Source organism: Helicobacter pylori, assembly GCF_015904775.1.
Classification (GTDB): Bacteria; Campylobacterota; Campylobacteria; order Campylobacterales; family Helicobacteraceae; genus Helicobacter; species Helicobacter pylori_DM.
Window position 1 is genome coordinate 255,112 of the sequence record NZ_JADZNC010000001.1, and the last position, 14,762, is coordinate 269,873.

Here is a 14,762-nt window from a genome sequence, read left to right on the forward strand (position 1 = left end):
AAAAAATCATGTCAAACAGCATGTTGGATAAAAATAAAGCGATTCTTACAGGGGGTGGGGCTTTATTATTAGGGCTAATCGTGCTTTTTTATTTAGCTTATCGCCCTAAGGCTGAAGTGTTGCAAGGGTTTTTGGAAGCCAGAGAATACAGCGTGAGTTCCAAAGTCCCTGGGCGCATTGAAAAGGTGTTTGTTAAAAAAGGCGATCACATTAAAAAGGGCGATTTGGTTTTTAGCATTTCTAGCCCTGAATTAGAAGCCAAGCTCGCTCAAGCTGAAGCCGGGCATAAAGCCGCTAAAGCGCTTAGCGATGAAGTCAAAAGAGGCTCAAGAGACGAAACGATCAATTCTGCAAGAGACGTTTGGCAAGCGGCAAAATCCCAAGCGACTCTAGCCAAAGAGACTTATAAGCGCGTTCAAGATTTGTATGATAACGGCGTGGCGAGTTTGCAAAAGCGCGATGAAGCCTATGCGGCCTATGAAAGCACCAAATACAACGAGAGCGCGGCTTACCAAAAGTATAAAATGGCTTTAGGGGGGGCGAGTTCTGAAAGTAAGATTGCTGCTAAGGCTAAAGAGAGCGCGGCTTTAGGGCAAGTGAATGAAGTGGAGTCTTATTTAAAAGATGTCAAAGCGACAGCCCCAATTGACGGGGAAGTGAGTAACGTGCTTTTAAGCGGTGGCGAGCTTAGCCCTAAGGGCTTTCCTGTGGTGCTCATGATAGATTTAAAGGATAGTTGGTTAAAAATCAGCGTGCCTGAAAAGTATTTGAACGAGTTTAAAGTGGGCAAGGAATTTGAAGGCTATATCCCAGCGTTGAAAAAAAGCGCGAAATTTAGGGTCAAATATTTGAGCGTGATGGGGGATTTTGCGACCTGGAAAGCGACGAATAATTCCAACACTTACGACATGAAAAGCTATGAAGTGGAGGCCATACCCTTAGAAGAGCTGGAAAATTTTAGGGTAGGGATGAGCGTGTTAGTTACCATTAAACCTTAGAAAGGATTGTTTTGTTCAAATTGATAAGCGCATGGGTTTTACAAGACAAGTTCTTGTTTATCGTGTGTTTTATATTGCCTTTTTGTTTAGGGGTTTTAGGCACGCAAATCTTTAAACAAGAAATCCCAAGACAGCTCCCTATCGTGGTGGTGGATTTGGATAAAACCACGACAAGCCATCAAGTGGCGTTTGAATTAGGTGCAACGAGCGCGCTTCAAATCAAATACCAAGTGGCTAGCCTTTTAGAAGCCAAACGCTTTTTAAACTCCGCTGAAGCGTATGGGGCGTTAGTTTTGCCTAGAGATTTAGAGAAAAAAATCAAAATGGGGCGAAAGGTGGATTTGCCCTTTTATTATAACGCTGAGTATGTTTTGGTGGGGAAAACGCTCAAAAACGCCTTCTTACAAACCGCTTTGACTTTAGACGCTAAAACCTTAGCCACCAAAGCTTTAGTGCGAGATTCCAATTTGATTTTGGCTAAAGCCCAAGCAATGCCTATTGTTTTGCAATTGCATGCCCTATACAATGAAGAAAACAATTACACGCAATACCTTTTAAGCGTGATGCTGCCTTGCATGTGGCTTATTTTCATTGCGATTGGCATGCTCAATTTCATTCAAAAAACCTCTAACATGCGCGAGCTTTTGATCAGTATTTTGGCGAATGCGTGCGTGTTTAGTTTTTGGGGGATGGGCATGGCGTTTTATTTTAATTTCATTGGCATGCAGGGGAATTATGCGCATTTGTTGTTGGTCTTTTTGGCGGTAGTTTTAATGACGCTCATTATGAGCGGGTTTGTGGTGCTAGTTTATGGCATTTCAAAAAGCGTTATTGAAACTGCGGGTGCGATTGGGGTCTATACCGCTCCAAGCTTTGCGTTTGCTGGGGTGACTTACCCGCAAAACAACATGGAAATTTTTGGGGATTTTTGGAGCCATTGCTTGCCTATTAGCCATTTTATGAGATTCTTTTTACAAGAGGCTTATTATAAGACGGATTTAACGAAATCTTTAAATTCTTTAATGCCCCTTTTGTTCTTTTTAATCTTTTTAGTCTTAGGGCTTTTGGTTTTTTATTTTTCTTTTAAAAAAGACAAGGCTAGCGCATGAATTTTTTTAAAATCCTTTTAATGGAGTTAAGAGCCATTGTTTCTCATAAGGGCGTTTTATTGATCCTTATAGGTGCTCCTTTAATCTATGGCTTATTATACCCTTTGCCTTATTTGAAAGACATCGTAACGCAGCAAAAAATCGCCCTTGTAGATGAAGACAACTCCTTCCTTTCTAGGCAATTAGCCTTCATGGCGCAAAGCTCCAACGAGTTAGAAATCGCTTTTTTTAGCCCCTCTATGCTGGAAGCCAAAAAGCTTTTAAAAGAAGAAAAAATTTATGGGATCTTGCATATCCCTTCGCATTTTGAAGCCAATATCCATAAACAAGTGCCTGTAACGATAGATTTTTATGCGAACGCCAATTACTTTTTGATTTATGGCGCGTTAGCGAATGCGGTGGTGGAAAGTATCAACGCTTTAAACGATGAAATAAGGTTCAAACGCAACGCCCAAATGGAAGAAGCTGAATTAGGGACAGATGGGATTAAGATTAAGCCTATCGCTTTGTATAACCCTAGTGAGGGGTATTTGAATTACGCGCTCTCTAGCGTGTTTATCTTCATCTTGCACCAGGTGATGCTCATTGCAAGCAGCATGTTTACTAGCTCCAGGCATTTGGAATTAGCCCTTTTAGATAAAAAGCAAATCGCTTTAAGGCTGTGCGCAAGACTCTTGGTGTTTATGGCAGCGTTTAGCGTTTTTGTTTTGTTGTATTTTGGGGCGCTGTTTTCTTTTTATGGGATCGAACGGCATGGAAGCGCTTTAATGGTGTTTTTGAATAGCTCCATCTTCATGCTTGCAACCTTGAGTTTGGGGTCGTTTTTAGGCGCATGGATTAAAAATGAAGCCCACACCACTCAAATCGTTTTGATTTCTTCTTTGCCCTTGATTTTTATGATGGGTTTTGTGTGGCCTTTTGAATCCTTGCCCTCTTATTTACAGGTTTTCGTTCAAATAGTGCCAGCTTATCATGGGATCAGTTTATTAGGGCGATTGAATCAAATGCATGCGGAATTTATAGATGTTTCTGTGCATTTTTATGCGCTTATTGCGATTTTTATTGCGAGTTTTATAGGGAGTGTCTTTAAACTCAGTTCTTTAAAGAAAGCTTGTGAAAACGCTTAAAAACCTTATCACCTCCAAGCACCAGACTAAAGCGTCCCGCTTTTTAGGCTATCTCATGCCTTTTGATGATTTTGAAAAAACTCTTTTGCAATTGAAAAAAGAGCATTTTAAAGCCGCGCATTTTGTAACGGCGTTCCGCTATTCTTTAGAGGGCAAAATCACGGAGGGTTTTAGCGATGATGGCGAGCCTAAGGGGAGTTCAGGCATGCCTGTGCTTAGCGTTTTAAGGCGAGAGGGTTTGATCAATATAGGATTAGTGAGCGTGCGTTATTTTGGAGGCACGCTTTTAGGGGTGGGGGGCTTGATGAAGGCTTATGCTAAGAGCGCGTTATTGTGCGTAGAAAACGCTCAAAAAGAAAACGCTTTGAAGGATTTTGTGGAGTTGGAAACTTTAAGCGCTCATTATTCTTACAAAGAATTAGACGCTCTTCAGCGTGAAATTAAGAAATTTAGCTTACAATTAAGCAAAAAGAATTTTTCAAACCAAAGCGTGGAAGTGGAAATCAGCGGCGAAAGAGAAAATTTGCAAGCGTTTTTACAACAAAATAAAATAAATTAGGGAGAGTGGTATGGAATTTTTGAGCGGGTATTTTTTATGGGTTAAGGCTTTCCATGTGATAGCGGTCATTTCGTGGATGGCGGCGTTATTTTATTTGCCGCGCCTTTTTGTCTATCATGCAGAAAACGCGCATAAAAAAGAGTTTGTAGGAGTGGTTAAAATCCAAGAAAAAAAGCTTTATTCCTTTATCGCCTCACCGGCCATGGGTTTCACGCTTATCACAGGGATTTTAATGCTGTTGATAGAGCCTACGCTCTTTAAAAGTGGGGGTTGGTTGCATGCTAAATTGGCTTTAGTGGTTTTACTTTTAGCCTATCATTTTTATTGCAAAAAATGCATGCGCGAGCTAGAAAAAGACCCCACAAGAAGAAACGCAAGGTTTTATCGTGTGTTTAATGAAATACCCACGATTTTAATGATTCTCATTGTGATTTTAGTGGTTGTCAAGCCTTTTTAAAGACAAGCCATGAAAAAAGAAAAGCACCTCAAGCAAGAAAAAATCATCAACATGTTTGATGATATAGCCAGCTCTTACGATCAAGCCAACCGCTTGATGAGTTTTGGTTTAGATGTTAAATGGCGAGAAAGGGCTTGCGAGCATGCGTTTTTGTTTTTGGAGAATAAGAAAGCTTTGAAACTTGTAGATGTGGCATGCGGGACGGGGGATATGCTTATAGCTTGGCAAAAAAGCGCTCTCAATTGCGGCATAGAGTTTAAGGAATGTTTGGGGATTGACCCCTCTAATAACATGCTTGAATTGGCCATTAAAAAATGTGAAGAGCTTGAAAACAAAGTTTCTTTCATCCAAGCTCAAGCCAAAGATTTAAAGGGCGTTGAAAATAGCAGCGTGGATATCCTCTCCATTGCGTATGGCTTGCGTAATGTCGTGGAAAGACAAGAGGCCTTAAAAGAGTTTTTTAGGGTGTTAAAACCCAGGGGCGCTTTAGTGATTTTAGAATTTTTAAAAAAAGACAACCCCACATGGCTGGATAAAATTTCAGGGTTTTACACGAATAAGGTTTTGCCTTTAGTGGGAGGGGCTATCAGTAAAAATTATGGTGCTTATTCTTATTTACCGCAATCCATTGAGGGGTTTTTGAGTTTGGAGGGCTTGAAACATGAATTAAAAAACGCAGGGTTTGAGATTGTAAGAACTGAAGATTCTATCGCTCAAATTTCAACGACCATGCTTGTTAAAAAAAGCTAAAGGAATGTCATGCAAGATGAATTATTTGAAACCGAAAAAGCCCCCCCAAAAAACGCTAAAAATACTAAAAACGCCCCTAAAAAAAGCTTTGAAGAGCATGTTCATTCCCTAGAGCAAGCCATAGATCGCTTGAATGATCCCAATTTATCCTTAAAAGACGGGATGGATTTGTATAAAACGGCCATGCAAGAGTTGTTTTTGGCTCAAAAGCTCTTAGAAAACGCTTATTTAGAGCATGAAAAACTCCAAACGACAGACCAAAAGGCTTAAAGGATGCGAGTGTTTGCTTTACAGCTAGAGTCTTTTGAAGAAACCCTCATGCAATCCTTATTCAACTCCATGCCCAAGCAAAGCGTGGTGGTGTTGCCTGAATACGTGATCAACCCCTTTTTCCACCATAACATGGGATTAGATGTGAATGAAATCAACGCGCAGTCTGCGCGAGCAGTTGAGTTTTTATCGCAAAAATGCGAAGAATTAGATTTGATTGTTTCAGCCCCGGTGCTTTTAGAAGAACGTTCTAAAATCTATAAAAAAATCGCCCTCATTTCTAAGGAAAATATCCAGTATTACATGCAACAACGCCTGATTCCCTATCCTCACTGGGATGAAGAGAGCTTTTTTGACAATGAGAAAAGCGCTTTTAAAGAATTGCTCGTCTTTGAAAGAGACGGCTTAAAAATCGCCCCTTTGTTTGGCTTTGAAGCGCATTTTGATGAAATATGGGTTCAGGCTAAAAATCAGGGCGTGGATGTGGTGCTTTTAAGCAGCGTGGCCACTTTTGAATCCAATGAAAGGTGGCGGCTTTTGTGCCAGATGCGCGCTTTTTGCGCTTCTTGCGTGGTGGTTAGGGCTAATAGGATCGGAGCGTATCGCCAAATCATTGTAGAAGAAAATCAAAAAAACGAATTTTTGTGGAAATTTTATGGGGATAGTTTTGTGGCCTTGCCTAATGGCGCTATTGAAAATTCTTTAGAGGGTAAAATGGGGGCTTTGAGCGCTCAAATGGATAAAAACGATATAGACGAATGGGCTAAATTGTGGCATTTTAGAACGATTAAAGAGGGTTGAATGATTGATAGAAAACTTTTGTTGCAAGATTTTGACAAGGTGGCTCTTTCTTTAAAAAAGCGTAACGATGCGATGGGTGATGAGTTGGAGCGTTTGCGCGAAGTCATCACGCATTATAAAAAGCAACTCATTGAATTGGAAGGCTTGCAAGCCTTTCAAAACAAGGTTTCTAAAGAATTTGGTATCAAAATGGCTCAAAAAGTGGATACAAGCGATCTCAAAAAAGAGCTAGAAAACAATAAAATCAAACTGAATGATCTTTCTAAAAGCGTGGGCGAATTGGAGCAACAAATAGATTTAAAGCTTTCCATAATCCCCAATCTAGTGGATGAAAAAACCCCTTTAGGCGTGAATGAAGAATACAATATAGAAATTAAAAAAATCTTAACCCCAAGGGTTTTTAATTTCAAACCCAAAGAGCATTTTGAACTCGCTCAACAAAATGGCTGGATTGATTTTGAAAGCGGCGTGAAACTCGCCAAAAGCCGTTTTTCTGTCATTAGGGGTTTTGGGGCGAAAATTTATCGCGCGCTCATTCATTTAATGCTGGATTTTAATGAAAAAAATGGCTTTGAAATCATCTACACGCCGGCGTTAGTGAATGAAAAAATGCTTTTTGGGACCGGGCAATTACCCAAATTCAAAGAAGATGTTTTCAAAATAGAAAATGAAAATTTGTATCTGATCCCCACCGCTGAAGTAACGCTCACCAATTTATACAACGACACCATTATTAGCGTTGAAAATCTCCCCATTAAAATGACCGCGCACACACCTTGTTTCAGGAGCGAAGCAGGGAGTGCGGGCAAGGACACAAGGGGGATGATAAGACAACACCAATTTGATAAAGTAGAGCTTGTGGCTATCACGCACCCTAAAGAAAGCGATGTCATGCAAGAGCATATGCTAGAGAGCGCGAGCGAAATTTTAATGGCTTTGGAATTACCGCACCGGTTCGTGCAATTGTGCAGTGGGGATTTAGGCTTTAGCGCGAGCAACACGATAGATATTGAAGTGTGGCTGCCTGGGCAAAATTGCTACAGAGAAATCAGCTCCGTGTCTAACACGAGGGATTTTCAAGCCAGGCGCGCCAAAATCCGCTTCAAAGAAAATCAAAAAAACCAATTAGCGCACACCTTAAACGGATCTTCTTTAGCGGTAGGCAGGACGATGGTCGCTTTAATGGAAAACCACCAGCAAGCGGATGGGAGCATCCACATTCCTAAGGCGTTAGAAAAATACCTTTAAGGCTAGTTTGTGCTGAATGAAGAGCAAAATTCATTAGAAGAAAAAGGGGGCGAAAACAAAAACGAAAAAGAAACCCCCCTAAAGGGCATTCATTCTAAAATCCCCTCTTTGAAGCAGGCTTTGGAGCAGACGCTCAATAAAATCAAAAGTTCTAAAGAGTTTTTTAAACAGATTTTACACAATAAAAAAAAGCTTTATATCGCGCTTGGAGCATTGCTTTTACTCATCGCGCTCATTGTGGCTTTGAGTTTGTTGCTAGGGCATAAAAAAGAAAGCCAACCCGCTTCTTTACAAACTAATACCGCCACCACCAATAACGAAACGCCTAATAACACCAACAACGCTAACAACACACAAGCCGAGGGGCAAATAGAGAATTTAGACTTACCCGATTTAATCGGCAAGGACTCTCTCAAACGAAACGATGAAAATCAAGTGGATGCGATCATGAAAAAAGCGAGCCTTTTGTATGAGCAAGGGCAAAAAGATGAAGCCTTACACCTGTTTGACAAAGCCGCTTCTTTTTCGCAAGGGATTGCGAGCCATAATTTAGGGGTGATTAAGTTTAAGGAAAAGGACTTTAATGAGGCGTTGGATTTGTTTGATTCTAGCATCGCTTCTAAAGAAAACGCGAGCGTGAGCGCGATTGATGCGTTAGTGAGCGCTTATCATTTGCAAGATGAGGATTTGTATTATCATTATCTAAAAATTGTGAGAGACACTTTGTATAAAGACTATAAAAAGTCTTTTTATTCCTACGCTTACGCGCTCAAATCCTATTACGCCGGGGAGTATTTTGAAGCCCTTTCGCCTTTAATGCACCCTAATTCCAACGCTTTTTTAAAGCCTAACGCGCGATTAGCGTCTAAATTGTTTTTGATGTTTAAAGATGAAACGAACGCTTACAAGCAATTACAAAAAAGCGCAAACGCCCAAGATGAGCTCGCTTTAGGGCTTTTGCAGGCCCGTTTGGGCCATTACAAGCATGCTTTGGAGCATTTGCAGCATTATTTGCACAACTACCCTAAAGATTTAAACGCTTTAATGGCTTTGGAATTGGTGAGTTTGAAAAAAGGCGACACTCTTAAAGCGAGCGAAGCCTTAAAATTAGCCAGCCACACAAAAGAAGACACGCTATTAGCCAACTCTTTTTACCCCATCAAGCCCACGATAAACCCTGTTTTTTTGGATAAAGAAAGGGCCAAAGAGCGTTTTTGGAACACGCAATATTTTGAAGGTAAAAGGGATTTTATCTACCGCTTGCTGTTTTATTACGCCCCTTTTAAGGTTTTAGACTCTAAAGAAACCTTAGGCGTGATTGAAGAGGGGCTGTTTCTTTTAGACTCTGATGCAAAAAAGGATTTAGAGGGGGCAAGCCTTGCTTTTAAAAGAGGGCGTTTGATGGCGATAGCGGATAAAAACGCGCTCAAAGGGTTGAAAGCGTTAGAAAACAAGCGCTTAAAAAAAGCCCTTTCTTTTTTTGATTTGTCTTTAAAAAACAGCCCCAATAACGCGCTCCTCCATTATAATACGGGCTTGATTTATGCGCAATTGGAAAATTACCACAAAGCTTATTTCCATTTTTTAAGGGCTTTTCATTTGAATTCTGCGGATTATTTGAGCGCGGTTTTTGCGATTTTAGCCTCGCATTTCACCCACGAAGACACCACGGAGTTTTTAAGAGAAATCACAGAGAATTTTTACAGTCAGGATTTTTCTAGCCCCACGCAAAAAGCTTTACTCTCTTCGCTCATCGCTTATTTGAATTACCGCACCAATTGGGATATGGACTGGCTTAAAAACGCCCCTAAAAAACTCCCTTTTTATTACGCGCTAGAAGCGGTGTTCGCTAAAGAGAGCAAGGATAAAAAATTGATGGTGCAATCTTTTGGGAATTTAAAAAAAATGCTCCCTAAAGATCTCATCTCTAATATCTTTTATGAAATCGTCTCGTATTATGATGCGAGTATCCGCCACACTTTAAGCATTTACACCCTTTTAGATTCGCGTAAAATCAGTTGGGATCAAACCATGCAAGGGCCCATTTTAGGGCGTCATTTCTACACTTACATGGGATTTATGGTCAATGATTTGGATCACCAAGAAAGATTATTAGAGCAAAAAATCGCCAGTTTAGAAGAGGGCGAAGCCCCTAACGATTGGTTAGAAAATTTAGCGCTAGTGAGTTTGTTTCAAGGCCAGTATGAAAAAGCGAGCGCGTTGTATCAAAACTTAATTAGCGGGCTTAAGGATAATGAGGTGCGTTTAAAAATCCTAGCGGGTTTGACTTATATCGCGCAAAGCAATTACAATAACGCCGCTTTATGGCTAGAATTGGGGAAATTAGACGATCCGAATAATGAAAATATCCGTTACGCTTTAGGGTTGTTGTATCAAAGAAAGGGGGACTTGAAATCAGCATTAAACCATTTTTTAGCCATTAAAACCTCTGATTTTTCTTCGCCCTATTTTGATTTTGAAATTGATACCAACCTTTTAAAAGAGCGTTTGAATCAAGAAGAAAAGGGCGAGTTTTTAGAATAATGGGTTTTGAAAAAAGCATTTTAGACAATTTGAACGAAGCGCAAAAAATCGCTGCATGCCACATTCAAGGGCCTTTATTGATTTTAGCGGGAGCTGGGAGCGGTAAGACTAAAACTTTAACGAGCCGTTTAGCGTATTTGATTGGCGCTTGTGGCGTGCCTAGCGAAAACACTTTAACGCTCACTTTCACCAATAAAGCGAGTAAAGAAATGCAAGAAAGGGCTTTGAAATTGTTGAAAAACCAAGCCCTTATCCCCCCCTTGCTTTGCACTTTCCATCGTTTTGGCTTGCTGTTTTTAAGGCAACACATGAATCTTTTAAAAAGGGCGTGCGATTTTTCGGTGCTAGATAGCGATGAAGTGAAAACGCTCTGCAAACAGCTCAAAATTTCAAACTTTAGAGCCAATATTTCTCAAATCAAAAACGGCATGATGGATTTGAGCATGCAAGATAGCGAATGCTATAAAGCGTATGAGCTTTATCAAAACGCGCTCAAAAAAGACAATTTAGTGGATTTTGACGATTTGCTTTGTTTAAGCCTTAAGATTTTACAAGATAATGAAAAACTCGCCAAAGAGACTAGCGAACGCTACCATTACATCATGGTAGATGAGTATCAAGACACGAACGCCTTACAATTAGAATTTTTAAAACAATTGAGTTGCACGCACCATAATTTGTGCGTGGTGGGCGATGACGATCAGAGCATTTATGGTTTTAGGGGGGCCGATATTTCTAACATTTTAAATTTTTCCAAGCATTTTAAAGGGGCTAAAATAGTGAAATTAGAGACCAACTACCGCTCTAGCGCTGAAATCTTAGCGTGCGCTAACTCTCTCATCAGCCATAACCAACACCGCCACATTAAAACGCTTCAAAGTTTCAAAGGCTCGCACAAAAGCGTGATTTGTAAAGAATACCCCACGCAAAAAGAAGAGAGCTTGGATGTGGCTTATCAGATCAAAGCCCTTTTAAAGAAAGGCGAGAATTTAGAAAATATCGCTATCTTGTACCGCTTAAACGGGCTTAGCCGTAGCATTGAAGAGAGCTTGAACGCTTTGAATATCCCTTATAGGCTCATTGGTGCAGTGAGTTTTTATGAAAGAGCTGAGGTTAAAGACGCTTTGGCGTTCATGCATGTAGTGGCGAAAAAAGACGATCGCTTTTTTATTAAGCGCGTTTTAAACAAGCCCCCAAGAGGCCTTGGCAAGATCACTCAAGAATGGATTTTTTCTCTTTTAGATGAAGAGGGTTTGGATTTAGAAGAAGCGCTAAAAATTGGGGCGTTTAAAGACAAACTCAACCCTAAAAACGAATACGCTTTAAAGAAATTCATGGCCATGATAGGGCGTTTGAGGGAGGCTTTTGGAATTTCAGTAGAGAAGTTTTGCGAGCGGTTTTTAGAAGAAACTAACCTTTTAAAAAGCTATGAAAAAGAAGACAATTACGAAGAAAGAGAGGGTTTTGTTAAAGAGCTTTTAAGTTTAGTGAAAGAGCGTTTTAAAACTAACCCCACGCATTCTCTGTTGGATTTTTTGAATGAAAGCGCGCTGGATGTCCATAATACAGAAAACGCGCAAAAAGTGAGTTGCATGAGCGTGCATATGAGTAAGGGATTGGAGTTTAAGCATGTGTTTGTGATCGGGTTAGAAGAAGGGTTTTTCCCGCATAGGGGGTTCAATCAAGAAAGCGATTTGGAAGAAGAAAGGCGCTTGGCTTACGTGGCGATCACTAGGGCTAAAGAAGGATTGCAGCTCTCTTATGTCAAAGAGCGTTCGTATTTTGGGAGGAAAATTTCTTGCTCGCCCTCTGTGTTTTTAGAAGAAGCCAAGCTGCTCCAAACCGATCAAACCCCTAAACAAAATCACCAAAAAGACGCGCCCATTAAAGTGGGGGATTTGATCAAACATAAGATTTTTGGCACCGGGAGGGTTTTAGGCGTAGAAAAAGGCTTGAGCGGTTTGTGCTTGAAAATCAATTGCGGAGGGAATGTCTATGATAAAATCTCAGAAAAATTTGTGGAAAAAGTGGATAACGAGTTTTGAAAATTTTAATCCTTTTTTTTATCTGTTTAAACGCGCTATTTGCTCTGGATTCAAACGCGCTTAAAGCAGAGATTAAAGAAGCTTACCTCAAAGAATACCAAGACTTAAAATTGGAAATTGAAACCATTAACTTAGAAATCCCGGAGCGTTTTTCTCACGCTTTCATTTTAAGCTATGAATTGAGCACTTCTAACAAGCTTAAAAAAGATGGGGTCGTGTTTTTAAGATTGGAAAATGAGCCTAATTTACGCCTACCGGTGCGTTATAGCGTGATAGGCAGCATGCAGGCTTTTAAAAGCATAAGCGCGATTAAAAAAGATGAAAACATCACCGCTAACAACACTCAAAAAGAGCGCGTTTCGTTTGGCGCGCTTTCTAACCCCTTATTAGAGGGCGCGATTGATAGAGTGAGCGCGAAAAATTTTATCCCCCCTAACACGCTTTTAAGCACGGATAAAACCCAAGCCTTAATCATCGTGCGTAAAAACGACATCATCACCGGGGTGTATGAAGAGGGGCAAATCAGCATAGAAATAAGCCTAAAAGCCCTAGAAAATGGCGCGCTTAATCAAATCATTCAAGCGAAAAATTTAGAAAGCAATAAAATACTCAAAGCAAAAGTGTTGAGCAGCTCTAAAGCGCAAATCTTATAAAGGACATTCATGAAATTGGTTTTAGGCATCAGTGGAGCGAGCGGGATACCCCTAGCCTTGCGGTTTTTAGAAAAATTACCCAAAGAAATTGAAGTTTTTGTCGTGGCGTCTAAAAATGCGCATGTCGTGGCGTTAGAAGAATCTAACATCAACCTTAAAAACGCCATGAAAGATTTACGGCCTAGTGCTACTTTTTTCAACGAGCAAGACATTCATGCGAGCATTGCCTCAGGGAGCTATGGTATCCATAAAATGGCGATCATTCCAGCGAGCATGGACATGGTGGCTAAAATCGCGCATGGCTTTGGGGGGGATTTGATCTCTAGGAGCGCGTCTGTGATGCTTAAAGAAAAGCGCCCCTTACTCATTGCCCCTAGAGAAATGCCTTTAAGTGCTATTATGTTGGAAAATTTGCTCAAACTCGCCCATTCTAATGCGATCATTGCGCCGCCGATGATGACTTATTACACCCAGAGCAAGACTTTAGAAGCGATGCAAGATTTTTTAGTGGGGAAGTGGTTTGACAGCCTAGGGATAGAAAATGACTTATACCCACGATGGGGAATGAACTGATGCAAAAAATCGGCATTTACCCAGGCACTTTTGATCCGGTCACTAACGGGCATATAGACATTATCCACCGCTCTAGCGAATTGTTTGAAAAGCTCATTGTCGCTGTGGCGCACTCAAGCGCTAAAAACCCCATGTTCAGTTTAGATGAACGCTTGAAAATGATGCAACTGACCACTAAAAGTTTTAAAAATGTAGAATGCGTGGCGTTTGAAGGGCTATTAGCCAATCTGGCTAAAGAATACCATTGTAAGGTGTTAGTGAGAGGTTTAAGGGTGGTGAGCGATTTTGAATACGAATTGCAAATGGGCTATGCGAACAAATCCTTAAACCACGAATTAGAGACCTTGTATTTCATGCCCACTTTACAAAACGCTTTCATCAGCTCTTCTATCGTGCGATCCATTATCGTGCATAAGGGCGATGCGAGCCATTTAGTGCCTGAAGAAATTTATCCTTTGATTTCAAAGGTTTAAAAAATGTATGTGGTGTTAGAAGGCGTTGATGGCGCGGGCAAAAGCACTCAAGTAGGATTATTAAAAGACCGGTTTAAAAACGCCCTTTTTACCAAAGAGCCAGGGGGGACGAGAATGGGCGAAAGTTTAAGATATATCGCTTTGAATGAAAATATCAGCGAATTAGCCCGAGCGTTTTTATTTTTAAGCGATAGGGCTGAGCATACAGAAAGCGTGATCAAACCGGCATTGAAAGAAAAAAAGCTCATCATTAGCGACAGGAGCTTGATTTCTGGCATGGCTTATAGCCAATTTTCAAGCTTAGAATTAAACCTGCTTGCCACTCAAAGCATCTTGCCTGCAAAAATCGTTCTTTTAGTGATAGACAAAGAGGGCTTAAAACAGCGCTTAAGCCTTAAAAGTTTAGACAAAATAGAAAACCAAGGCATAGAAAAATTACTTCATATCCAGCAAAAGCTCAAAACCCACGCTTACGCGCTAAAAGAAAAATTCGGGTGCGAAGTTTTGGAACTAAACGCTAAAGAAAGCGCTAAAAACTTGCACGAAAAAATCACCGCTTTTATAAAATGCGTTGTTTAACTTGTTTGAAGCTTTCTTTTAAGCCCCTTTGCCCAAATTGCCTAAACGATCTGCCCTTAAGCTTAAAAGTAAGGGTTTTAGAGGGCGTGAGCGTGTATAGTTTTTACGCTTATAGCGAAATAGAAGAGCTCATTAAAAGCAAATACGCGCTGATTGGCTCTCGCATTTTGCCCTTGCTTTCTCAAAAAGCCGGCGCGGAATTTGTGAAAATCCTGCAAGAACAAGGCTTGAATATCCCCCTTTATGGCATCGCCATTGATGATAAAATCAAATCCTTTTACTCGCATTCCGCCGCGCTTTTAAAAGGCTTTTGTCAAGGGAATTTAAAACCCACTTATGGGACTTTAAGGGCGGCTAACGCTGTTTCGTATGCCGGGAAAAGCCTAGAATTTCGCGCCAATAACCCACGGGATTTCACTTTCAAAGGCGATGAAAGTTTAGATTATTTTTTATTAGATGACATTATCACCACCGGCACCACCCTAAAAGAAGCCCTAAAATACCTTAAAACTCTAAACATCAAAGCCCACTTTGCGATAGCGCTTTGCAGTGCGGATGAATGAGTTATAATTTTGT

16 protein-coding genes are annotated in these 14,762 nt (G+C 40.6%); all 16 read left to right on the forward strand.

Going from position 1 to position 14,762, the window contains the following annotated elements; translation table 11 throughout:
* Nucleotides 1-8 precede the first annotated feature (8 nt).
* The 16 genes from I6852_RS01185 to I6852_RS01260 are packed head-to-tail and all read left to right on the forward strand — an operon-like array spanning nucleotide 9 to nucleotide 14,749.
* Entirely contained in the window at nucleotides 9-998 is a 990-nt protein-coding gene (locus I6852_RS01185; RefSeq protein WP_000071819.1) for an HlyD family secretion protein, read from the forward strand.
* 20 nt (nucleotides 999-1,018) lie between these two features.
* Nucleotides 1,019-2,107, forward strand: a complete 1,089-nt coding sequence (locus I6852_RS01190; RefSeq protein WP_197291661.1) for an ABC transporter permease — start codon at nucleotides 1,019-1,021, stop codon at nucleotides 2,105-2,107.
* On the forward strand, nucleotides 2,104-3,234 hold the full coding sequence (locus I6852_RS01195) for an ABC transporter permease (protein WP_041050116.1): 1,131 nt from the start codon (nucleotides 2,104-2,106) through the stop codon (nucleotides 3,232-3,234). Before I6852_RS01190 ends, I6852_RS01195 begins: the two co-directional genes overlap by 4 nt.
* Complete coding sequence (locus tag I6852_RS01200) at nucleotides 3,221-3,793, forward strand: YigZ family protein (protein WP_041050114.1); 573 nt, start codon at nucleotides 3,221-3,223, stop codon at nucleotides 3,791-3,793. The genes I6852_RS01195 and I6852_RS01200 overlap by 14 nt, the downstream gene beginning before the upstream one ends.
* Before the next feature lie 10 nt (nucleotides 3,794-3,803).
* Nucleotides 3,804-4,250, forward strand: a complete 447-nt coding sequence (gene hemJ / locus I6852_RS01205; RefSeq protein WP_000395100.1) for a protoporphyrinogen oxidase HemJ — start codon at nucleotides 3,804-3,806, stop codon at nucleotides 4,248-4,250.
* 9 nt (nucleotides 4,251-4,259) lie between these two features.
* Nucleotides 4,260-5,000, forward strand: coding sequence for a bifunctional demethylmenaquinone methyltransferase/2-methoxy-6-polyprenyl-1,4-benzoquinol methylase UbiE (ubiE, locus tag I6852_RS01210; RefSeq protein ID WP_197291624.1), 741 nt, complete (start codon nucleotides 4,260-4,262; stop codon nucleotides 4,998-5,000).
* A gap of 9 nt (nucleotides 5,001-5,009) precedes the next feature.
* Entirely contained in the window at nucleotides 5,010-5,270 is a 261-nt protein-coding gene (locus I6852_RS01215; protein WP_197291623.1) for an exodeoxyribonuclease VII small subunit, read from the forward strand.
* Between the two features lie 3 nt (nucleotides 5,271-5,273).
* A complete protein-coding gene (locus I6852_RS01220; protein WP_197291622.1) occupies nucleotides 5,274-6,071 on the forward strand; it encodes a carbon-nitrogen hydrolase family protein in 798 nt (265 codons plus the stop codon).
* A complete protein-coding gene (gene serS, locus I6852_RS01225) occupies nucleotides 6,072-7,319 on the forward strand; it encodes a serine--tRNA ligase (RefSeq protein ID WP_197291621.1) in 1,248 nt (415 codons plus the stop codon).
* A gap of 9 nt (nucleotides 7,320-7,328) precedes the next feature.
* Complete coding sequence (locus I6852_RS01230) at nucleotides 7,329-9,863, forward strand: tetratricopeptide repeat protein (RefSeq protein ID WP_197291620.1); 2,535 nt, start codon at nucleotides 7,329-7,331, stop codon at nucleotides 9,861-9,863.
* Nucleotides 9,863-11,908 carry a DNA helicase UvrD gene (uvrD, locus tag I6852_RS01235; protein WP_197291619.1) on the forward strand — a complete coding sequence of 682 codons (2,046 nt, stop codon included), beginning with the start codon at nucleotides 9,863-9,865 and terminating at the stop codon, nucleotides 11,906-11,908. Before I6852_RS01230 ends, uvrD begins: the two co-directional genes overlap by 1 nt.
* Nucleotides 11,905-12,561, forward strand: a complete 657-nt coding sequence (gene flgA / locus I6852_RS01240; protein ID WP_197291618.1) for a flagellar basal body P-ring formation chaperone FlgA — start codon at nucleotides 11,905-11,907, stop codon at nucleotides 12,559-12,561. Before uvrD ends, flgA begins: the two co-directional genes overlap by 4 nt.
* A gap of 9 nt (nucleotides 12,562-12,570) precedes the next feature.
* Nucleotides 12,571-13,134 carry a UbiX family flavin prenyltransferase gene (locus I6852_RS01245; protein ID WP_000780111.1) on the forward strand — a complete coding sequence of 188 codons (564 nt, stop codon included), beginning with the start codon at nucleotides 12,571-12,573 and terminating at the stop codon, nucleotides 13,132-13,134.
* A complete protein-coding gene (gene coaD / locus I6852_RS01250; protein WP_197291660.1) occupies nucleotides 13,134-13,607 on the forward strand; it encodes a pantetheine-phosphate adenylyltransferase in 474 nt (157 codons plus the stop codon). Before I6852_RS01245 ends, coaD begins: the two co-directional genes overlap by 1 nt.
* A gap of 3 nt (nucleotides 13,608-13,610) precedes the next feature.
* Nucleotides 13,611-14,186: a dTMP kinase gene (gene tmk / locus I6852_RS01255; RefSeq protein ID WP_197291617.1), complete on the forward strand. Its 576-nt coding sequence runs from the start codon at nucleotides 13,611-13,613 to the stop codon at nucleotides 14,184-14,186.
* Nucleotides 14,174-14,749, forward strand: a complete 576-nt coding sequence (locus I6852_RS01260) for a ComF family protein (protein ID WP_197291616.1) — start codon at nucleotides 14,174-14,176, stop codon at nucleotides 14,747-14,749. The genes tmk and I6852_RS01260 overlap by 13 nt, the downstream gene beginning before the upstream one ends.
* The last annotated feature ends 13 nt before the right edge of the window (nucleotides 14,750-14,762 follow it).

What these genes read in the sequence shown, in the direction of transcription:
- I6852_RS01185 (WP_000071819.1), top strand. Translation starts at nt 9, where the DNA reads ATGTCAAACAGCATGTTGGATAAAAATAAAGCGATTCTTACAGGGGGT.
- I6852_RS01195 (WP_041050116.1), top strand. Translation starts at nt 2,104, where the DNA reads ATGAATTTTTTTAAAATCCTTTTAATGGAGTTAAGAGCCATTGTTTCT.
- hemJ (WP_000395100.1), top strand. Translation starts at nt 3,804, where the DNA reads ATGGAATTTTTGAGCGGGTATTTTTTATGGGTTAAGGCTTTCCATGTG.
- ubiE (WP_197291624.1), top strand. Translation starts at nt 4,260, where the DNA reads ATGAAAAAAGAAAAGCACCTCAAGCAAGAAAAAATCATCAACATGTTT.
- I6852_RS01215 (WP_197291623.1), top strand. Translation starts at nt 5,010, where the DNA reads ATGCAAGATGAATTATTTGAAACCGAAAAAGCCCCCCCAAAAAACGCT.
- I6852_RS01220 (WP_197291622.1), top strand. Translation starts at nt 5,274, where the DNA reads ATGCGAGTGTTTGCTTTACAGCTAGAGTCTTTTGAAGAAACCCTCATG.
- serS (WP_197291621.1), top strand. Translation starts at nt 6,072, where the DNA reads ATGATTGATAGAAAACTTTTGTTGCAAGATTTTGACAAGGTGGCTCTT.
- uvrD (WP_197291619.1), top strand. Translation starts at nt 9,863, where the DNA reads ATGGGTTTTGAAAAAAGCATTTTAGACAATTTGAACGAAGCGCAAAAA.
- I6852_RS01245 (WP_000780111.1), top strand. Translation starts at nt 12,571, where the DNA reads ATGAAATTGGTTTTAGGCATCAGTGGAGCGAGCGGGATACCCCTAGCC.
- coaD (WP_197291660.1), top strand. Translation starts at nt 13,134, where the DNA reads ATGCAAAAAATCGGCATTTACCCAGGCACTTTTGATCCGGTCACTAAC.
- tmk (WP_197291617.1), top strand. Translation starts at nt 13,611, where the DNA reads ATGTATGTGGTGTTAGAAGGCGTTGATGGCGCGGGCAAAAGCACTCAA.
- I6852_RS01260 (WP_197291616.1), top strand. Translation starts at nt 14,174, where the DNA reads ATGCGTTGTTTAACTTGTTTGAAGCTTTCTTTTAAGCCCCTTTGCCCA.